The organism is bacterium SCSIO 12696 (assembly GCA_024397955.1).
GTDB lineage: Bacteria > Pseudomonadota > Gammaproteobacteria > Pseudomonadales > Porticoccaceae > SCSIO-12696.
Map to the genome: position 1 here is coordinate 1103059 of CP073744.1, position 16025 is coordinate 1119083.

At 50.6% G+C, this 16025-nt stretch carries 15 protein-coding genes; 4 read left to right on the forward strand and 11 right to left on the reverse strand.

Annotation, left to right across the window (positions count from 1 at the left end; all coding sequences use genetic code 11):
* Positions 1-97 precede the first annotated feature (97 nt).
* The 4 genes from KFE80_05070 to KFE80_05085 are packed head-to-tail and all read right to left on the reverse strand — an operon-like array spanning position 98 to position 4461.
* On the reverse strand, positions 98-1381 hold the full coding sequence (locus KFE80_05070) for a class I SAM-dependent methyltransferase (GenBank protein UTW46261.1): 1284 nt from the start codon (positions 1379-1381) through the stop codon (positions 98-100).
* On the reverse strand, positions 1378-2166 hold the full coding sequence (locus KFE80_05075) for a DUF1365 domain-containing protein (protein UTW46636.1): 789 nt from the start codon (positions 2164-2166) through the stop codon (positions 1378-1380). The genes KFE80_05070 and KFE80_05075 overlap by 4 nt, the downstream gene beginning before the upstream one ends.
* Positions 2156-3505 (reverse strand): FAD-dependent oxidoreductase, encoded by a 1350-nt coding sequence (locus tag KFE80_05080; protein ID UTW46262.1) that lies wholly within the window; start codon positions 3503-3505, stop codon positions 2156-2158. Before KFE80_05080 ends, KFE80_05075 begins: the two co-directional genes overlap by 11 nt.
* Complete coding sequence (locus KFE80_05085; GenBank protein UTW46263.1) at positions 3502-4461, reverse strand: acyl-CoA desaturase; 960 nt, start codon at positions 4459-4461, stop codon at positions 3502-3504. The genes KFE80_05080 and KFE80_05085 overlap by 4 nt, the downstream gene beginning before the upstream one ends.
* Positions 4462-4637: 176 nt before the next feature.
* On the opposite strand from KFE80_05085, the gene KFE80_05090 reads away from it, so the two are divergent.
* Positions 4638-5150 carry a nuclear transport factor 2 family protein gene (locus KFE80_05090; GenBank protein ID UTW46264.1) on the forward strand — a complete coding sequence of 171 codons (513 nt, stop codon included), beginning with the start codon at positions 4638-4640 and terminating at the stop codon, positions 5148-5150.
* Positions 5147-5698: a chalcone isomerase family protein gene (locus tag KFE80_05095; protein ID UTW46265.1), complete on the forward strand. Its 552-nt coding sequence runs from the start codon at positions 5147-5149 to the stop codon at positions 5696-5698. Before KFE80_05090 ends, KFE80_05095 begins: the two co-directional genes overlap by 4 nt.
* A gap of 7 nt (positions 5699-5705) precedes the next feature.
* Here the strand turns inward: KFE80_05095 and KFE80_05100 are convergent, their stop codons facing one another.
* On the reverse strand, positions 5706-6584 hold the full coding sequence (locus tag KFE80_05100; GenBank protein UTW46266.1) for a TraB/GumN family protein: 879 nt from the start codon (positions 6582-6584) through the stop codon (positions 5706-5708).
* A 153-nt stretch (positions 6585-6737) separates the two neighbouring features.
* On the opposite strand from KFE80_05100, the gene KFE80_05105 reads away from it, so the two are divergent.
* The gene (locus tag KFE80_05105) at positions 6738-7292 is read left to right on the forward strand and encodes an NAD/FAD-utilizing enzyme (protein UTW46267.1); all 555 of its coding nucleotides are present in this window, start codon (positions 6738-6740) and stop codon (positions 7290-7292) included.
* 5 nt (positions 7293-7297) lie between these two features.
* On the opposite strand, the gene dinB is transcribed toward KFE80_05105, so the two are convergent.
* From dinB to KFE80_05135, 6 genes are all read right to left on the reverse strand, one after another.
* Entirely contained in the window at positions 7298-8365 is a 1068-nt protein-coding gene (gene dinB, locus KFE80_05110; protein ID UTW46268.1) for a DNA polymerase IV, read from the reverse strand.
* A 176-nt stretch (positions 8366-8541) separates the two neighbouring features.
* Positions 8542-8922, reverse strand: a complete 381-nt coding sequence (locus tag KFE80_05115; protein UTW46637.1) for a nuclear transport factor 2 family protein — start codon at positions 8920-8922, stop codon at positions 8542-8544.
* 21 nt (positions 8923-8943) lie between these two features.
* Complete coding sequence (locus tag KFE80_05120) at positions 8944-9276, reverse strand: hypothetical protein (GenBank protein ID UTW46269.1); 333 nt, start codon at positions 9274-9276, stop codon at positions 8944-8946.
* Positions 9277-9307: 31 nt separating this feature from the next.
* Positions 9308-12502 carry an efflux RND transporter permease subunit gene (locus KFE80_05125; protein ID UTW46270.1) on the reverse strand — a complete coding sequence of 1065 codons (3195 nt, stop codon included), beginning with the start codon at positions 12500-12502 and terminating at the stop codon, positions 9308-9310.
* Positions 12499-13593 carry an efflux RND transporter periplasmic adaptor subunit gene (locus KFE80_05130; protein UTW46271.1) on the reverse strand — a complete coding sequence of 365 codons (1095 nt, stop codon included), beginning with the start codon at positions 13591-13593 and terminating at the stop codon, positions 12499-12501. The genes KFE80_05125 and KFE80_05130 overlap by 4 nt, the downstream gene beginning before the upstream one ends.
* Positions 13594-13766: 173 nt before the next feature.
* Entirely contained in the window at positions 13767-14435 is a 669-nt protein-coding gene (locus KFE80_05135; protein ID UTW46272.1) for a cyclic nucleotide-binding domain-containing protein, read from the reverse strand.
* A gap of 347 nt (positions 14436-14782) precedes the next feature.
* Here KFE80_05135 and KFE80_05140 point away from each other — a divergent pair, with 347 nt between their 5' ends.
* Entirely contained in the window at positions 14783-15967 is a 1185-nt protein-coding gene (locus KFE80_05140) for a TonB family protein (GenBank protein UTW46273.1), read from the forward strand.
* The last annotated feature ends 58 nt before the right edge of the window (positions 15968-16025 follow it).

Below are 16025 nucleotides of genomic sequence, written 5' to 3' on the forward strand. Positions count from 1 at the left end.
GGTAACGGTTTCAAAGACCGTGGCCAGCACGGACGCTGGCCTCGAGCCCCCATGGAAGGGTTTACGGCGTGTCTTTGAAACCGTTACCCGCACCATCTCACTCTCCACCTGGAATCCACTGCTCACGACGATTCTCACTGGCAGCAAACAACAAGTGCACATCACTGATACTGCGCTCACGGAAACCGCCCTCGCAATAACACAGATAGAACTCCCACATACGGATAAACGCCTCCGAATAACCCAGCTCACGCACCTGATCCAGCTGGTCCATAAAACGCTCACGCCAGTCCTGCAATGTCAGTGCGTAGCTGGGGCCAATATCCTCCAAATTCGTCAGCCGCAAACCCGCCTTCGCTGCACTGCCAGTCAGTACACTCACGCAGGGAATAAAACTGCCGGGGAAAATGTAACGCTTGATAAAATCCACCGAATTCAGCGCTTGCTTGTAACGATGATCTTCAATGGTGATTGCCTGAATTGCCCCCAGGCCATCCGGTTTCAGCAACTGCTGACATTGTTTGAAATAACCGTCCAGAAATTGATGGCCCACGGCCTCCACCATTTCGATGGAAAGCAACTTGTCGTACTGGCCGTCCAGATCACGGTAATCTTCCAGCAGCACGGTGATTTTGTCGGACAAACCCGCACCGGCTATACGCTCTACCGCTAGTTTATATTGCTCTTCCGATATGGTTGTAGTGGTCACCCGGCAACCGTAATTCTGCGCAGCAAAGATAGCAGCGCCACCCCAACCGGTACCAATCTCCAACAAATGATCGGAAGGCTTTAAATCCAGCTTGTCGCACAACCTGGCTAACTTTAATTCCTGAGCCTGGGCCAGTGACTCATCACCCGTACGGTACAAAGCGGAGGAATACATCATCCACTCTTTGTCCAAAAACAACTCAAATAAATCGTTGCCAATATCGTAGTGGGCAGCAATATTGCGCCGACTGCCACTGCGATTGTTTTTATGGAATTGATGAACCGTTTTCAACAGCCACCCGGCAACGGTTGCTACCCCGCCTTCCATGCCATCCAGCAAATCCTGGTTGCGCACCAGAATGCGCACCAAGGCCGTTAAGTCAGAGCAATGCCACTCACCGGCCATATAAGATTCTGCAGCGCCCACACTGCCGCCGGTTGCCACACTTTGAAAAAAGGCACTGTCGTTAACATGCATTTGCACCTGCAAATCTGCCTGGCCATCTCCCAACAGGTAATGACCTCCGGGTGCCGCCAGGTGAATGGCACCATTTTTTAAGGGGCCAAGTCGATTCACAAACAACTTTTCGAATAACGTACTTTTGCGCTGCGTCTTTTCAGGGCTTTTTAAAAAACGATTTTTTGCCGCAAGCGCGGTTACCTGAGTAGTCATGACTTGTCTCCCGTTATTTCAGGTAAAGGGACTTTAGGTAAAGAAGAGGAATGAGTATTTGGGTGATCAAAAAAGGGAATGCGCTTCAGCCATAAGCGCAGTGCTTGCCAATAAATTCGCAACACCACCAACAGGGTTTGCATCGGGTAATGGATAGGCAAGAACGCCATGGATCTGCTTGTCAGCGGTTGCTGTTTTGTCGACATTACCGCGTCAAACTGACGCAGGCCGTCTTTGAGAAGTGTCATATGCACATGCGCTTTTTTAGCGCGCAACGTAAACCGCCAGTGGTACTGCAAATCCATAGGCATAAACGGTGATACGTGAAACTCCTTATCAAACTCGAAGCGAGTGCAGCCATCGACAACCGGCAAAACATAACTGTGGCGTTCGTTCCAGGGAGTATTGTTGATTTCCGTAACGATGTAGCTCAGCTGATTATCGGGGTTGTAGCAGAAGTAATAGGTAACCGGGTTGAACACAATGCCAAAGTAGCGCGGCTGGGTAAGGATTTTTACCGTACCTTCAAAGCGGTCACCACAATCGCGAAAGATGGCATTAATCACCGCTTCTTTGAGATTGGCTTCCGGTGCGGCCAAATAGTCTTTACGGTAGAAGCCAATGGCATTAAAACGCTCCAACGACCACCAGCGACTTTTGGAAAAAGTCTTTTGTAGCTGATCCAGGTCTAGCAGCACCATCGCCATCGGGTAGCGAAACCGATGAGGTCTGGGACGGTGGCGGCTGTGCTGTACCCAACCTTTGTAGATGCCATCAGGTAACATGAGCATTCACCAGGTTACCTTCAATGTGATCCACCACTCGCAGGGCACTGCGTACCCCATCCTCGTGAAAACCCCAGCCCCAATAGGCACCGCAGTAATGGGTTCGGTTATGGCCGGATATCTGCGACCAGCGATGCTGCGCAGCCAGGGTAGCAGCGTTGTACACCGGGTGGCTGTAATGGCGTTCAGCGTAGACTTTTTCAGGGTCGATCAGATGTTCGCAATTGAGAGAAACGATAAAATCCGGTGTGCCATTGTCGGTTTGCAACCCAGCACTGCCCAGCCCTTGTAGCTGATTCATGTGGTAGCTGACTGTGCATTGGTTAGACAGGTCGGCTCCTAAGCGCACGTTCCAACAGGCCCAGGCTTTGAGGTGGCGTGGAAGTACCGAGGTATCGCTGTGCAGCAGCATGTGATTGTTTTGATAGGCAATACTGCCTAGAACCTGCTGCTCGGTAGTGCTGGCATCTGCCAACAAGGCCAGAGCTTGATCCGAATGGCAGGCTATGACCACTTGATCAAAGTGCTGTTGCTCGCCATTGATTTGCAAACTAACCCCATCTTCACTGCGCTGTATCCGTTCCACCGGAGCATTGACATGAAGTTCACCACTGAATTTTTGCAGTAAAGCATCCACATAACTGCTGGAACCATCCTTGACCACCCGCCACTGGGGCCTTTTATTCAGCGTGAGCATGTGGTGGTTGTGCATAAACTGGACAAAGTAGCGTGCAGGAAACTGCTCAATGCTGGCACTGGGCCCCGACCAAAGCGCACAAGCCATTGGGATCAAATGCTTTTCAATAAAAATGGGGCTGTAGCGATTTTCACGCAAGTAATCGCCCAGAGTCTGATCATTGGTGTCATCGTCCAGCAGTGACGGTGCCTGCCGGTAAAAGCGCAATAGATCTTTGATCATTCGATGGAATGTTGGACTAAAAATATTTTTGCGCTGGCAAAATAGCTTATCCAAATTGGTGGCGTTGTACTCCAACCCGGATATCGGGTCAGAGACACTAAAACTCATGGTGGTACGCTGGCTGGCCACACCCAGGTCTGTCAGCAAGCGGCAAAAATTTGGGTAGTTTTCTTCGTTGAAAACGATAAAACCGCTGTCGATGCGCCAAAATTTTCCCGCCACATCGATATCGTGAGTGTCTACGTGGCCACCGGGGTAGTTACTGCTCTCAAACAGCGTTACCTGGTGGTTTTTGCCTGGACTGTTATCAAGGTTTTTATCAAGACTCTTATCCAGGTAATAGGCACAAGCCAAACCGGATATACCACTGCCCACAACGGCAATCCTTGTAGGCTGAGGGTTCACGTGTGGCGAATTCATCCTTGCTGCTCCGCGGTATTCTGAATAGCATCTTTCGCCAAATGATTACTGTCCCGCCGTTTTAGTGGAATGGTACGCAGGTTCCAGATCAGTCCCATACGCTCCATGCCCTTGAGCAAGTAATAGCTCATATCAATTTCCCACCAGTAAAAGCCCTGGCGAGCTGAAGCCGGGTAATAATGGTGATTGTTATGCCAGCCCTCTCCCAAAGTCATAAACGCCAGCCAGAAGTTATTGCGACTCTCATCTGGCGTACCGTAACGAACCGAGCCAAAACGGTGCGCGAGGGAATTGATGCACAAGCTGGCGTGAATCAGCACCACGGTAGACACAAAATACCCCCACACCAGCATTTGCGGGCCAGTGGTATTCAGTTGTGGGGCCACGGCTTCCAGTAAAGCACCCAGTCCATAGAGGAATACTGCCAACAGTACCGGTACTGCCAAGTCGTGACGATCCAACCAACGCAACTCGGGGAAGCGCTGGAAATCCGAAATCAACGAGTAATCCGCCTGAAAGTGACGGTGAGACAAAAACCAACCCATGTGACTCCACCAAAAACCATCTTTGGGAGAGTGGGCATCGCCTTCCCGATCAGAACAACGGTGGTGATTGCGATGATGAGCCGCCCACCACAATGGGCCACGCTGAGTGGCACTGGCCCCTAACAAGGCAAACAGAAACTGCACCATCCGGCTAGTATGAAAAGTTTTGTGAGAAAAGTAGCGGTGGTAAAACGCAGTAATGGCAAACATTCTGGCAATGTAGAGTGCAGCTGCCACGCCCAAAGCAATCCACGAAAATCCCACAAAAAACACCCCTAAACAGGCCAGGTGTAAAAGGATAAAGGGGATAATGCGCACCCAATCTACTTGTCGGTCATTCCCTGACTCAGCCAAGGTATTCAGCGAATCGCTATTTTGTTGATTGTCGAACCAGGATTTGATTGCTTTCATACAGCCCCCTGTGGATGGGGCTAATCTAGTAGCGGTTCTGTGAAAAACCTGTGAAGTTGATTTCACAGGTTTTTCACAATTTTTTTTGTGTAATGGCGCTCATGAATCGAGCGCTCAAAATTTATTCTGTACTCTGTACCTTGCTGGTCAGCATCTGCTTAGCTGGAATTATCTGGATGTACACCAGCGTTGAAACGCCACCAAACTCGTTCAATAGCCAGAATTACCAAAACGCGTTGGCAAGGTACCCCGGAACACTGGCAAGCGATGAAGACATACAACGCTTTGCCAGCGTCTATGGTGACCTCAAATCAAAAGAGCTCAATGAATCCATCAACAGCCTTTATGCGGAATCATTGTATTTCAACGACACATTCAATACCTTTGAACATCGCAACGAGCTGCGCGACTACTTAGTGCATACCGCGAATAACCTGATCACTTCAGAAGTGGTTGTTGATGACGTCGCTCGCAGTGGTAACGAAGTGTATCTACGCTGGACAATGACTATTAGCTTGTCTGTCAAAGGCAAAGTCATCAACAGTGAATCCGCAGGGGTTACTCATCTTCGTTTTAACCCCAACGGCAAGGTTATCGTCCATCAGGATTTCTGGGACGGGGTGGATGGCTTTTATCAACACCTTCCTTATCTGGGCGGCGCCACCAAACTGCTGAGAGAACAGTTATGAAATTATTTCTAATTCTAGTGGCAGCCATGATTTCCAGCGTCGCTGCCGCCACTACCAGTATCAATAAATTCACTGACCATGTGATGGTTGAAGAGCAGAAACTGCAGCTGTGTAATCGCGCCGACATCAGAGTCATGGCCATGTTCAATGTGGGCGAAGCGGCTCTCTACTTGCAAGAATGTGATCGCACACAAGAACGCTTGGACCAACCTGCCCAGCTGTCTATTGTTTACCGACGGGATTTCAGTGCTAAAGATTTTCAAAGTTCCGCTCGAAAACTGCTGAAGCGCAACCTGGACAGCCAGACTTTTAACGCTATTGAAGCTGAGCTAAAGCGTTTCAACGACAACTATCAGGCGATGTCCAAAGGTGATCGTTACGATATCTGTTATTCACAGAAAAGCGGCTTGATGCTGCACAAAAATGGCGAATTAATTTCAAGCAGCCAGTCTCAACAACTGGGCGAAGCCTACCTGATGATCTGGTTTGGCGATCGCCCATTTAGTCAAAAACTCAAGAAGAAGCTGTTAGCAGCAAGTAACGGCTAAAGCGAAGTCACAATCGCTTCACCTTAAAGCCGGCCTCCCTCAATAGCGCTGGAACGCCCTTATCACCCACAAAGTGAGCAGACCCGGCCACCACAAAATAAGTTCCGCCTTGCTTTATAAAGCCTTTCACCTTATCCGCCATACCGCGGTTTCGGGAGTAGAGAAAGGTTTCCACCAGCGCATCAGACTCTGGTGAGCCACTATCCATGGTTTCAATCGCCAGTTGAACCATGGTTTTTTCATCGCCACTTTTCCAAGCTTCCACCAATGGTTGCATCAACTCTACGGTTTCACCCAGTTGTTTCAACGTCTCTTCAATAATGAACTCAGCAGGGCCTATTTCGCCAAGCATTTTCATCAGCTTTTTCGAACCTTCCAGCTCGACGATTTGTTTACCGTCTTTGCCCGCTTGTTTCAGAAAGTGCAAATCAAGGCCGTACTGAACGTCCAGACCGGTTTTCATGGCAGCCATATAACCCAAGGTGACCATTAACATGCCGGGACGCATGCGCGAAAACATAGCTTCTGGCAGTGGCAGCTGGTGTTCAATAAGCGCAGACTTGAGTTGATTGAACGCTTGTTCTGATATGTGATCATTTAATTTCTGGCCTGCCGGATACATACCGTACTGAAACATCAATTGCTGTTCCATGACCGGATCTGCATTGAGAATATCTGCTTCAACCGCCAGAGTGTCTGCTGTTGCAAAGGCCTCTTCCACTTCCGAGCGCAACGGATAAAAACCCTTATCTGCCAAGTGGATAGAACCAAAAAGATAAACCGTAGCCCCCTCGGATTTCAGCTGCCAGAACAGTCCGCGATCGTTGGCGCAATAGGCAGACAAAGAAAATACACACAATAGAACACACAAAATTGCCCGTTTCATAGAATTTTCCGCTGTTGTTTTGGTCGGAATAATAACAGAGCCAAGCCGAGCAATTGCAAATGCAGTTGCTATACTTGAGAAAGAAGTCATCTTTTTCTTTTCTGGCTGACCTTAAAAAAGCATTTCGAGTCAACCACTTAGTGAGGTTCCACAATGAAAAGACACTATTACGTTAGCAGTGATCTGGACGATCTGGAAAATGTGGAGAAGGAACTCGAATCCCAGGGTTTTACCACACCACAGATTCATGTTTTAAGCCTGAATGATGCGGATGTTGCAAAGCACGAGCACCTTAATGAAGTAGAGGCCGTGCTGCGCAAAGACGTCGTAAACGGCACCATTATTGGTGCCATTATTGGCCTTTTAGCCGCCGCGGTGGTTCTTTTATTGGCTCATGCGTCAAATCTTCCAGAAAAAGCCACCTGGGTTCCCTTTATCTTCCTGGCTATCATCGTACTGGGTTTTTGTACTTGGGAAGGCGGGCTATTTGGTATTCAAGAACCTCACAAGCAATTCAAACGCTTCCAAAAACAACTTAAAAACGGGCAGCATGTGTTTTTTGTGGATACAAAATCTGAGCAAGAATCCATTCTCAGTGCCATAGTCAAAAACCACCCCAGATTAAAGGACGCGGGCATCGGCTCTTCAACCCCAGCTCTGGTCATTTGGTGGCGCAACAAATTTTCCTGGTTTTTGAAGTCTATCTAGTAGACTTACTGGTCAAACGGCAAGTCCAATTGGGTAAAGTCCCTGTGCGGCTGTAGATCCACAAAGCGTACTCCAATTCCTATCAGTCGCACTGGGCGGTTGCCACGCACAAAAGCCTCCCTTACTAATACCGCAAAACTGTCCATAGTCAGCGCGGGATCATTGCTGCGTTCCAGTGTGGTAATAGTAAAGTCGTTAAACTTCAACTTGATGAACTGCCGAACCACCTTGTAACTGTCGTCTACCCGGCACAGCCTGCCCTTAAATTCAACCAACAGCTCCGGCAGTTTATTGACACAACTGTCCACGTCGGGCAAATCATTGGTATAGGTGTGCTCAACGCTGAGTGATTTACGGCGGCGATGAGGTTTTACCGGGCGTTCATCCTGCCCCCGGCTCAACTGGTAAAGGCGTTGGCCAAACACCCCGAACGATTCCACCAACGAGGGCAAACTATGCCGTTGCAAATCACCACAGGTGGCAATGCCCATTCTATCCAGTTTGGCTGCTGTCACCTTCCCCACCCCAAAAATTTTATTCACCGGTAACCGGCGCAAAAAATCTGGAACCTCTGTGGGAATAATAACTTTTTGACCATTGGGCTTGTGCCAATCGCTGGCCACCTTAGCCAGGAATTTATTGGCCGCGGCGCCTGCAGATGCGGTCACCCCCACCTCATCAGCTATACGCTGGCGAATTTGTTTAGCAATTAATGTGGCACTGCCCTGGCAATTCTGACAATCGGACACATCGAGGAAAGCTTCGTCCAACGACAGTGGCTCCACAAGCTCAGTGTAAGAAAAAAATAGTTTGCGAATTTGCTGGGCCGCTTCCCGATATTTGTCCATACGCGGTGGGATGAGGATCAACCCAGGGCATAAGCGGCGAGCATGAGCAGAGGCCATCGCAGAGCGCACACCGTATTCGCGAGCAGGATAATTGCACGTTGCGATCACTCCGCGCCGGTCCGCTTCACCACCAACAGCAATGGGCACATCTCGCAATGAAGGGTCGTCACGCATTTCGACAGCAGCGTAGAAGCAATCGCAATCAATATGGATAATTTTGCGCATGGCAATAACTGTATGTAATTACAGTTATTGTGGGCTGATTTTGAGGAAGAGGCAAGGAGCTGCGGCTGTAATACCCTCTTTAGCGCAACAAAACACTCCTTACCCTGAGCAAGCAAAACAATTAATTTGCGCCGTCCTTGGCATGGCTAATCACAGTGATCAGCGCAAGAGTTAGATTACCCCTGAGCTTCGAAATCATCCTCGCGAAGTTTGGCTGTGCCAGCCGCTTGTAAAACCCACAACTCTTTGTGAATCACACCGGAAGCGTTATTCATTTTCCAACCGGACGTGAGCAGAACACTATTGGCATCTACCACGTCCATTTTAGGCTCAACATATTCAACATCGGAGAAGCCCTGAGAAATCAGATTTTCCCAAAATGCCTGTATTTGCTCAGTACCCGTAAAGGTACCAAATGGGCGCGCATGCATAATTGCGTCCGCTTCATACTGAGCCGCACAGCCAGCGGCATCGCCACTGTTAAAAGCGGATTTCCAGCGCTCGCTGGCTGCAGATACAGCGTTCAGTAAGCTGTCGTGTTGTTGGTCGCTCACAATAACTCCTTAATTAACAAGTCTTCAAACAGGCTCACGGGCCCAATAAGTATCCAGTAAAAAACCACCCAAACAACCTAACGTCAGCCACAATGCCAACCCCCTTTCAGGAATAGTCAGCAGTACCAGCGCCACGCTCAGCATCACCAACAGGGAAACTCTGGGTAGTTTGACCTTGTGATGAGCAGAACGCTGAGTATCGTAGGGCAGAACCAGGTTAATCATAGGTGCCAACCCGGCCACTAAAGGCCCTGCCCAATAGATCGCTGGCTGGGTAAACAGCAGGAATGCCGAAGCGCACACAGACACCAGAGCCCAAAAAATAAAACTGGCGCGAAAGATCATCTTTAATGGCATGAAAACGACTCTTTGGGGCAATAGAAATGAATCACGAAATACCAATACCCGCCGGGCTATCAGTCCCTGGCTTGCCACTGTAGGGCGCTGGCTTTTCGTCGCCTTTAGCAAACCAGCGTTTGATTTGCTGAGGCATCACAATAAGTGCGGGGGTGACCAGCAACGTCAACAAAGTGGAGAACACCAAACCATCGACAATAGCACTGGCCAGTGGTGTCCACCAGGAAGTCACCGCACCGCCAAAGCCAGCACTGCGCTGCAAAAAGTCCACACTGAAACCGTTGGCCAGTGGCATAAGGCCAACAACCGTCGTTACAGTGGTCAGTAACACAGGGCGCAAACGCAGCACTGCAGACAAGTGTGCGGCTTCAAAGGGGTTCATATCCGGGCGCTCACGGCGCAGGTGGTTGTAAGTATCAATCAAGACAATATTGTTATTCACCACAATGCCAGCCAAGGCGATGATGCCCACACCGGTCATAATGATACTGAACGGCTGTTGGCTAAACACCAACCCCATCAGCACACCTGCCGTCGACATAATCACAGCGGACAAAATCAGAAACGCCTGGTAGAAGCTGTTGAACTGCATCACCATCATAATCAACATCAGGAACAGCGCCATTATCCCTGCGGTGGCGAGAAACTGACCGGATTCCGCCTGTTCTTCGTTGGCACCGCGAAAGTTAACTTGTACCTGTGGGTCAATTTCTGTAGCAGCCAGCCATTCCTGAATTTCTCTCACCTTAGTATCCGCCAACACCCCTTCCAGTGTATTGGCTCGCACAAAGGCCACTTGCTCCAAGTCGATACGTTGAATGCTGTCCACTTTCTGCTGTGGTACCAATTTGATAAAACTGGCCACAGGCACCGGCCCCTGAGGGGTGGTCACCCGAATATTTTCCAGTGCTGACAAGCTGCGATCACTGTCTGGGTAACGCACACGAATATCCACTTCGTCTTCGGCATCATCGGGGCGATATTTGCCCAGCAATACACCATTCGTGATCATTTGCACCATTTGACCAACCAGAGTCACATTAACCCCGTGCATAGCCGCCTGAGCACGATCCAGAGTGATTTCCCATTCGATACCTGGCTGTGGCGTGGTGTCTTCAATATCCCGCAAGCCTTCAACGTTTTCTTCCAGATGGCGACGAATCATGCGCGCAGTGGCGAATAATTTATCCTGATTCTCTGATGCCAATTGCAGCTGAATATCACGGCCAACCGGAGGGCCACCCTCAACCGCGTCGGCGGTAAAGTAGATGCCAGGCATATTGGCCGTTGCCTCGCGAATAGATGCAAACACTTCAAGGCTACTGCGTTCTCGCTCAGTAGCATCTACTAACTCAATCAGTACTTCGGCCACTTCATCCCGGTAGCGGGCGCTGCCGTTATCGCCAACCCCGGTGCCGCCACTGGCGGAATAAATGGCCTTAACCTCAGGGGTGGACAAGAGAATTTTCTCAACCTGTGCCGTCAGTTGCTCACGCTCGATAACTGACAGGTTACCCTTGGCACGTACAGAGCCCTTGCCGTAGTTATTCTCAGTCTCTGTAAAAAACGTGGCACCGCGGCCAAACTGGCCGTAAATTGAAAAAATCACAAACAGCAAAGTAATGGCGGACACAAACACCGCCACTGGCTGGCGAATAAAGGCACCTACCAAGTCGGCATAGGCGCGACCAAAGCGAGTCATTTTTTGCGGCCAGGAATTATCTGGCTCAGGGGTATCTATCTGGCGGTGGGTTTTCTGTGCACGGCCAATTAATGTTCCCAACACCGGCGAGAAGAACAGCGCGTAGATCAGCGACCACACAAGCACTGCAAATACAGTCACCGGCAAATAGCTCATAAACTCACCGGTGGTACCCGGCCACAACATCAATGGCAAAAATACCAGTAACGTGGTGGCGGTTGAGGAAATCACCGGCAAACGCATGCGCCCCACGGCAATCAGGTAGGATTCTTTCATGGACTTGCCCAGGCTACGCTGGCGATCGGCGTATTCCACCACCACAATGGCACCGTCGATCAACATCCCCAGAGCCAACAGCAAGCCAAAAGCAACCATAAAATTGAATGAGAAACCAATGGATTGCAAGATGATCGCGCTGCCCATCAAGGAAAATGGGATGCCAAAACCAACCAGCAAGCCGGAGCGCAACCCCAAAGCGGCGACGACAATAATCAGTACCAACACCATCGCCGTCAGAATATTGCCGGACAGCTCGCTAATCATCTGATAGCTAAACTCGGAGCGATCAAAAACGTAGACAATATCCACACTGGCGGGCAAGTCAGGGCGCCCTTCATCAATCACCGCTTTAATGGCTTCAGCGGTATCAATTTCATTGAATTTATCTCGTTTGGATACCGTCAGGGCAATGGTGGAGCGACCGTTGATGTGACTGAAACCACTGGCATCTTTAAAGGTGCGGCGCACCTCCGCCACATCTCCAAGAGTGACAACACCGTCTTCGTCAAAGCGCAGAGGTAGATTGTAGACGTCGCTGCGGGTTTCGATCAGTGCCGGCACCTTGACCCCGAAGCGCCCCTGGGCAGCATCGTATTCACCGGCGGGAATAAGACGATTGTTATTCACCACCGCCTGAAACAGTTCTTCCGCCTGCAGGTTGTACCGCTCCAGACGAGACTGGTCGATCACCGCCTCGACCACTTCTTCCCGGCTACCGCTGAGGTTAGCCTCCAATACAGCGGGCAGCGCTTCAATTTTGTCCTGATAGCGACGGGCAATCTGAAACAGCTCCCGCTCCATCACTCCGTCGCCGGAGAAGGTGATCACCAGGGTGGGCTCTTTAGCAGCAGTGGCTTCCTGAACCACTGGCTCCTCGGTATCCGTGGGGAATTTGGCTTGGGCTCGATCTACTGCCACGCGCACATCCTGGATAGCTGCATCGGAGTCTCGTTCAATCTCGAACTCAATTACTGCAGTGGCTAAACTTTCGTTACCGTAAGTTTTGATCTCTTTAATGCCCTCCACAGACTTCAGCTCGGTCTCCATGGGCTTAATCAGCAAGCGCACCGCATCTTCCGGAGAGATACCATCATGGAATACAGAGACAATAACAAAGGGGGCGTTGACGTTAGGTGACACCTCCAAGGTCATCATTTTTTGGGCAGCCACACCAGCCACCAGAATGAATACCAGGATAGAGAGAGTGGCCCGGGAGTGGCTGATTGCCTTGTCCAGTAGTTTCATGGCACCAGTGCCCCAACGGTATCAGCGTCGACGTCGGATTCACCGGCAATTTTTACATCCACTTGCTCACCGTTGGCCACATATTCCTGGCCCACAGTGATCAACAATGCTTGATCCGGCAGACCCAGCACCCAAACGCCCTGTGAATCATCACCGACAATCTGGACTTCCTGAAACGCCACCCGGTTATCGCCATTGAGTAGGCGCACGCCCACTTCCCCCTGATCGCCAAGCCCCAAAATACCCGATGGGATACGCTGCGCCATCAGCGGCTGAGACGACACCACAAACTGAGCGGTCAAGCCGGCACGAAGGCGCCCTTCCGGGTTATCTATGGTGGCTTCTATGCGGTAAGTGCGAGTGGCCGCGCTGGCCTGCTGACTGAGGTAACTGACTTTCCCCTGTGCACTGCTGCCGTCGACAAAGCGCACCTCTGCCGGGCTACCCAAGTTGATTTGTTGAACCTGTTGTTCAGATACTTGAGCGATTACCTTCAGCGGTGACACCTCCAGTATGTGGCCACAGACATCGCCGCGATTCATAAAATCGCCCTGTTCCACATCCCGAACTTCCACCACACCATCAAAAGGCGCGCGAATCGCGGTATTGCGCAAATCCAGCTGACGCCTTTGCAAATCTGCTTGTGCTCGCTGCCGGGCACTGTTGGCCTCAGCGATAGCCAACTCTGATTGCAGCCCTTGTTGCTTGAGTTTATTGACTCCCTCAAAACGCAGCTGGGCTTCCCGCAAAGCGGCCTTGGCTTCGTCCAGTCGCTGCTGACGATCTTCTACAGCCAGCTCACAAATAACGTCACCCTCAGCCACAGACTGGCCACGTTCAGCGGGCACTGCAACAACGCGACCAGCCACTTCCGCCCGCAGGGAAACCTGGCGGTTGGGTTCAGTGCGTCCCCGTGCCTGAAACTGGCTGGCATAGGGCTGTGCAGTAAAACGAGCTGCGGTCACCAATGTGCGTCGATTCTCGGTAGACTCCGCCTTCTCTTCCACCTTGGGCGCTTTCCAGATACCGCTGGCAAACCACAACAGCGTTACCACGAACACCACCACTGCAACCCGAACGTTTTTATTCACCACAAACTCCCTGAAACACAAAAAAGACCGGATAACCGGTCGTAATAGCGCCATATTAAACCAACGGCCACTATTTCGGAATATGTGTTCTGGAATTAGTTACAGGGGATCGTAATGATATCTTTGCAGTTATATGAGTCTGTATACGGCGCAAAGTTTACCCCAAACAGGCCTTATTCGAGCGCCAACTCCAAAGGCTTGTCCTGAGGCTTTAACGCGCCCAGTTCGTAGTTGAGATAGATCAGCCGCTCAGCCAGCTTTTCGGCCTGCGCAGCCAGGCCGTGAAGTTGCTCAATCGAACCTTCACGCCCCATCACCGGGGTGTTGTTATAAGGCCGATTTGCCAGCTCACTGTCAGGAAATTTTTGCCGGTAGCAGTCGTTGCGCCAACGCAGTACATGCACTAACTGTTTGTAGAGATACAGCTTGGTGGCGATGTGAATGTCCTGGTGGTAATCCAGATCACCCAACTGTTCAAAGTCCACTGCAAGCACAATGGTGGTGCGCCCCTTTTGTGGCACACGCACGAAGTTGCCCCTGGGCTTTCGAGTTAGCTGGCCGATGTCGCCAAAGATTTCTCCCGCGTACAACTCCGTTAGTGGAATGCTTTCATCCCGTGACAGCACTTCCAACTCGCCGCGTACGACGAAATAAAGCCAGCGATCCAGGCCACCGGGGCTTAGCACCACATCGCCCGGCTCAAAAAACATCACTCTGGAGTGTTCCAGCAAGCGCTGGTACTGCTCCTCATCATTTTCACGAATCTCACGGAACAGATGCAGCGAGGCAACACGCCTCTGTAATTCCCTGTCCTCAACATCGGATGCGTTAAAAATTTTCATGGATTTCCTCAAATTTACCGGCACATCTCACGTGTACCTTAGTTCACCAGCAACTCACGACTGCAAAAAGCATCATTCTAAAGCATCGATCAAAAGCCCTGTGTGACCCTGCTCATACTACACCGGCAACCGCGAACAATAACAGCCACAACCCCCCTAGGAGCTTTTGGCGCAAAACTCGCCATTCGACAAAAAAGTGTGAACAAATTCACAAATTAACCATTCACTTATCGCCCCTCTGAGGGAGACAGCTCGACCATTAGCTGGATTATGGTAATTTAGTACCAAAAATAAAAACAACAAATAATTCTTTTGAATTAAATAAAGAGTACTACAGGGTAGACAACATGAATCAAGCACGTCACTCACCACTCTTGGTTAGTATGGCCATCAGCCTGTTAATTGGTTTCACTGCCATACCCGCGCAAGCCAAGGATCTGGTATTAAATGGGGTGTCCAGCTATCGGGAGCTGGGCAATGATAAGTTCCTGGCGGCACTCTACCTGTCAGCACCTGGCAGCAATTACGAGCAGATCATTGCAGCACCCAGCAAGCGCATGGAAATGCGACTGACCAGCAGCTATTCGAAGCGCCGCTGGGTCAACTTATGGATGCAGGGTATTGCCATCAGCAACAGCAGCCAACGCTTCTCCAATATGGCTGAGCCACTGGTTAACTTATTTAACCAGCAAAAAGGTGGCCTCGAGCCCGGTGATGTTGTCACTATCAGCCAAAGCGACAATGGCTCCAGCTACCAAATCAATGGCGTTACCCTCGCCTCAGGCCTGCCCTCCGAGTTGTTTGACCTGTTCGTGAATACCTGGGTTGGCAAGGCTCCACCCAGCAGCAGTTTTCGCGATGCCATTTTGGGCAAGGGCGATAATCTGGGCAACATGGAACAGCAATTGGCTACCATCACCCCTGCCTCTGGTCGTGTAACTGCAGTCGAAGCCTGGATAGCACCGCCGGAACCAGAAATTGACGAAGCACAACTCTTGGCAGAACAAAAAGCGGCTGAGGAAGCCGCCGCTAGAGCAGAGGCATTGGTAAAAGCGGAAGCCGACGCTGCCCAAAAAGCGGCTGAAGCCTCAATCCCCACCCAGGTTGCTTTGGTGAATGGCTTTATGCTCAATGATTTGGGGTACGACCCACACGCTATTACCTTGGCGGCAGCGGAGGCGTTGCAACAACAGGCTGAATCTCTTGCTGAAGATGCTTTTTCTGTAGAGTCCGCATTGGCGCTGAAGGACTATATTCGCACCACCAAAAAAGAGATACACGGGTCGCTGAAATACCCACCTCGTGCGTTGCGCCAGGGTTATGAGGGCCAAGTCAGGCTCAATATTGAGCTGGACCGCCAGGGCAACCTGGTCAAAGTGGAAGCCGCCGAAAAAAGCCGCCATAAAACGCTGGACTCAGCCGCTATTCGAGCGGTGAAAAAAGCGGCTCCTTACGAACCCATTCCTGACGAAATCAGCGAAGAGGTTCTGAGCCTTTCGATTCCTTTTAAATTTACCCTTGTACAGAACTGATACACCCTTCCCCGTCCTCGCTTAGGCGGGGGCGGTACGGTAATAACACCCCTTAAAA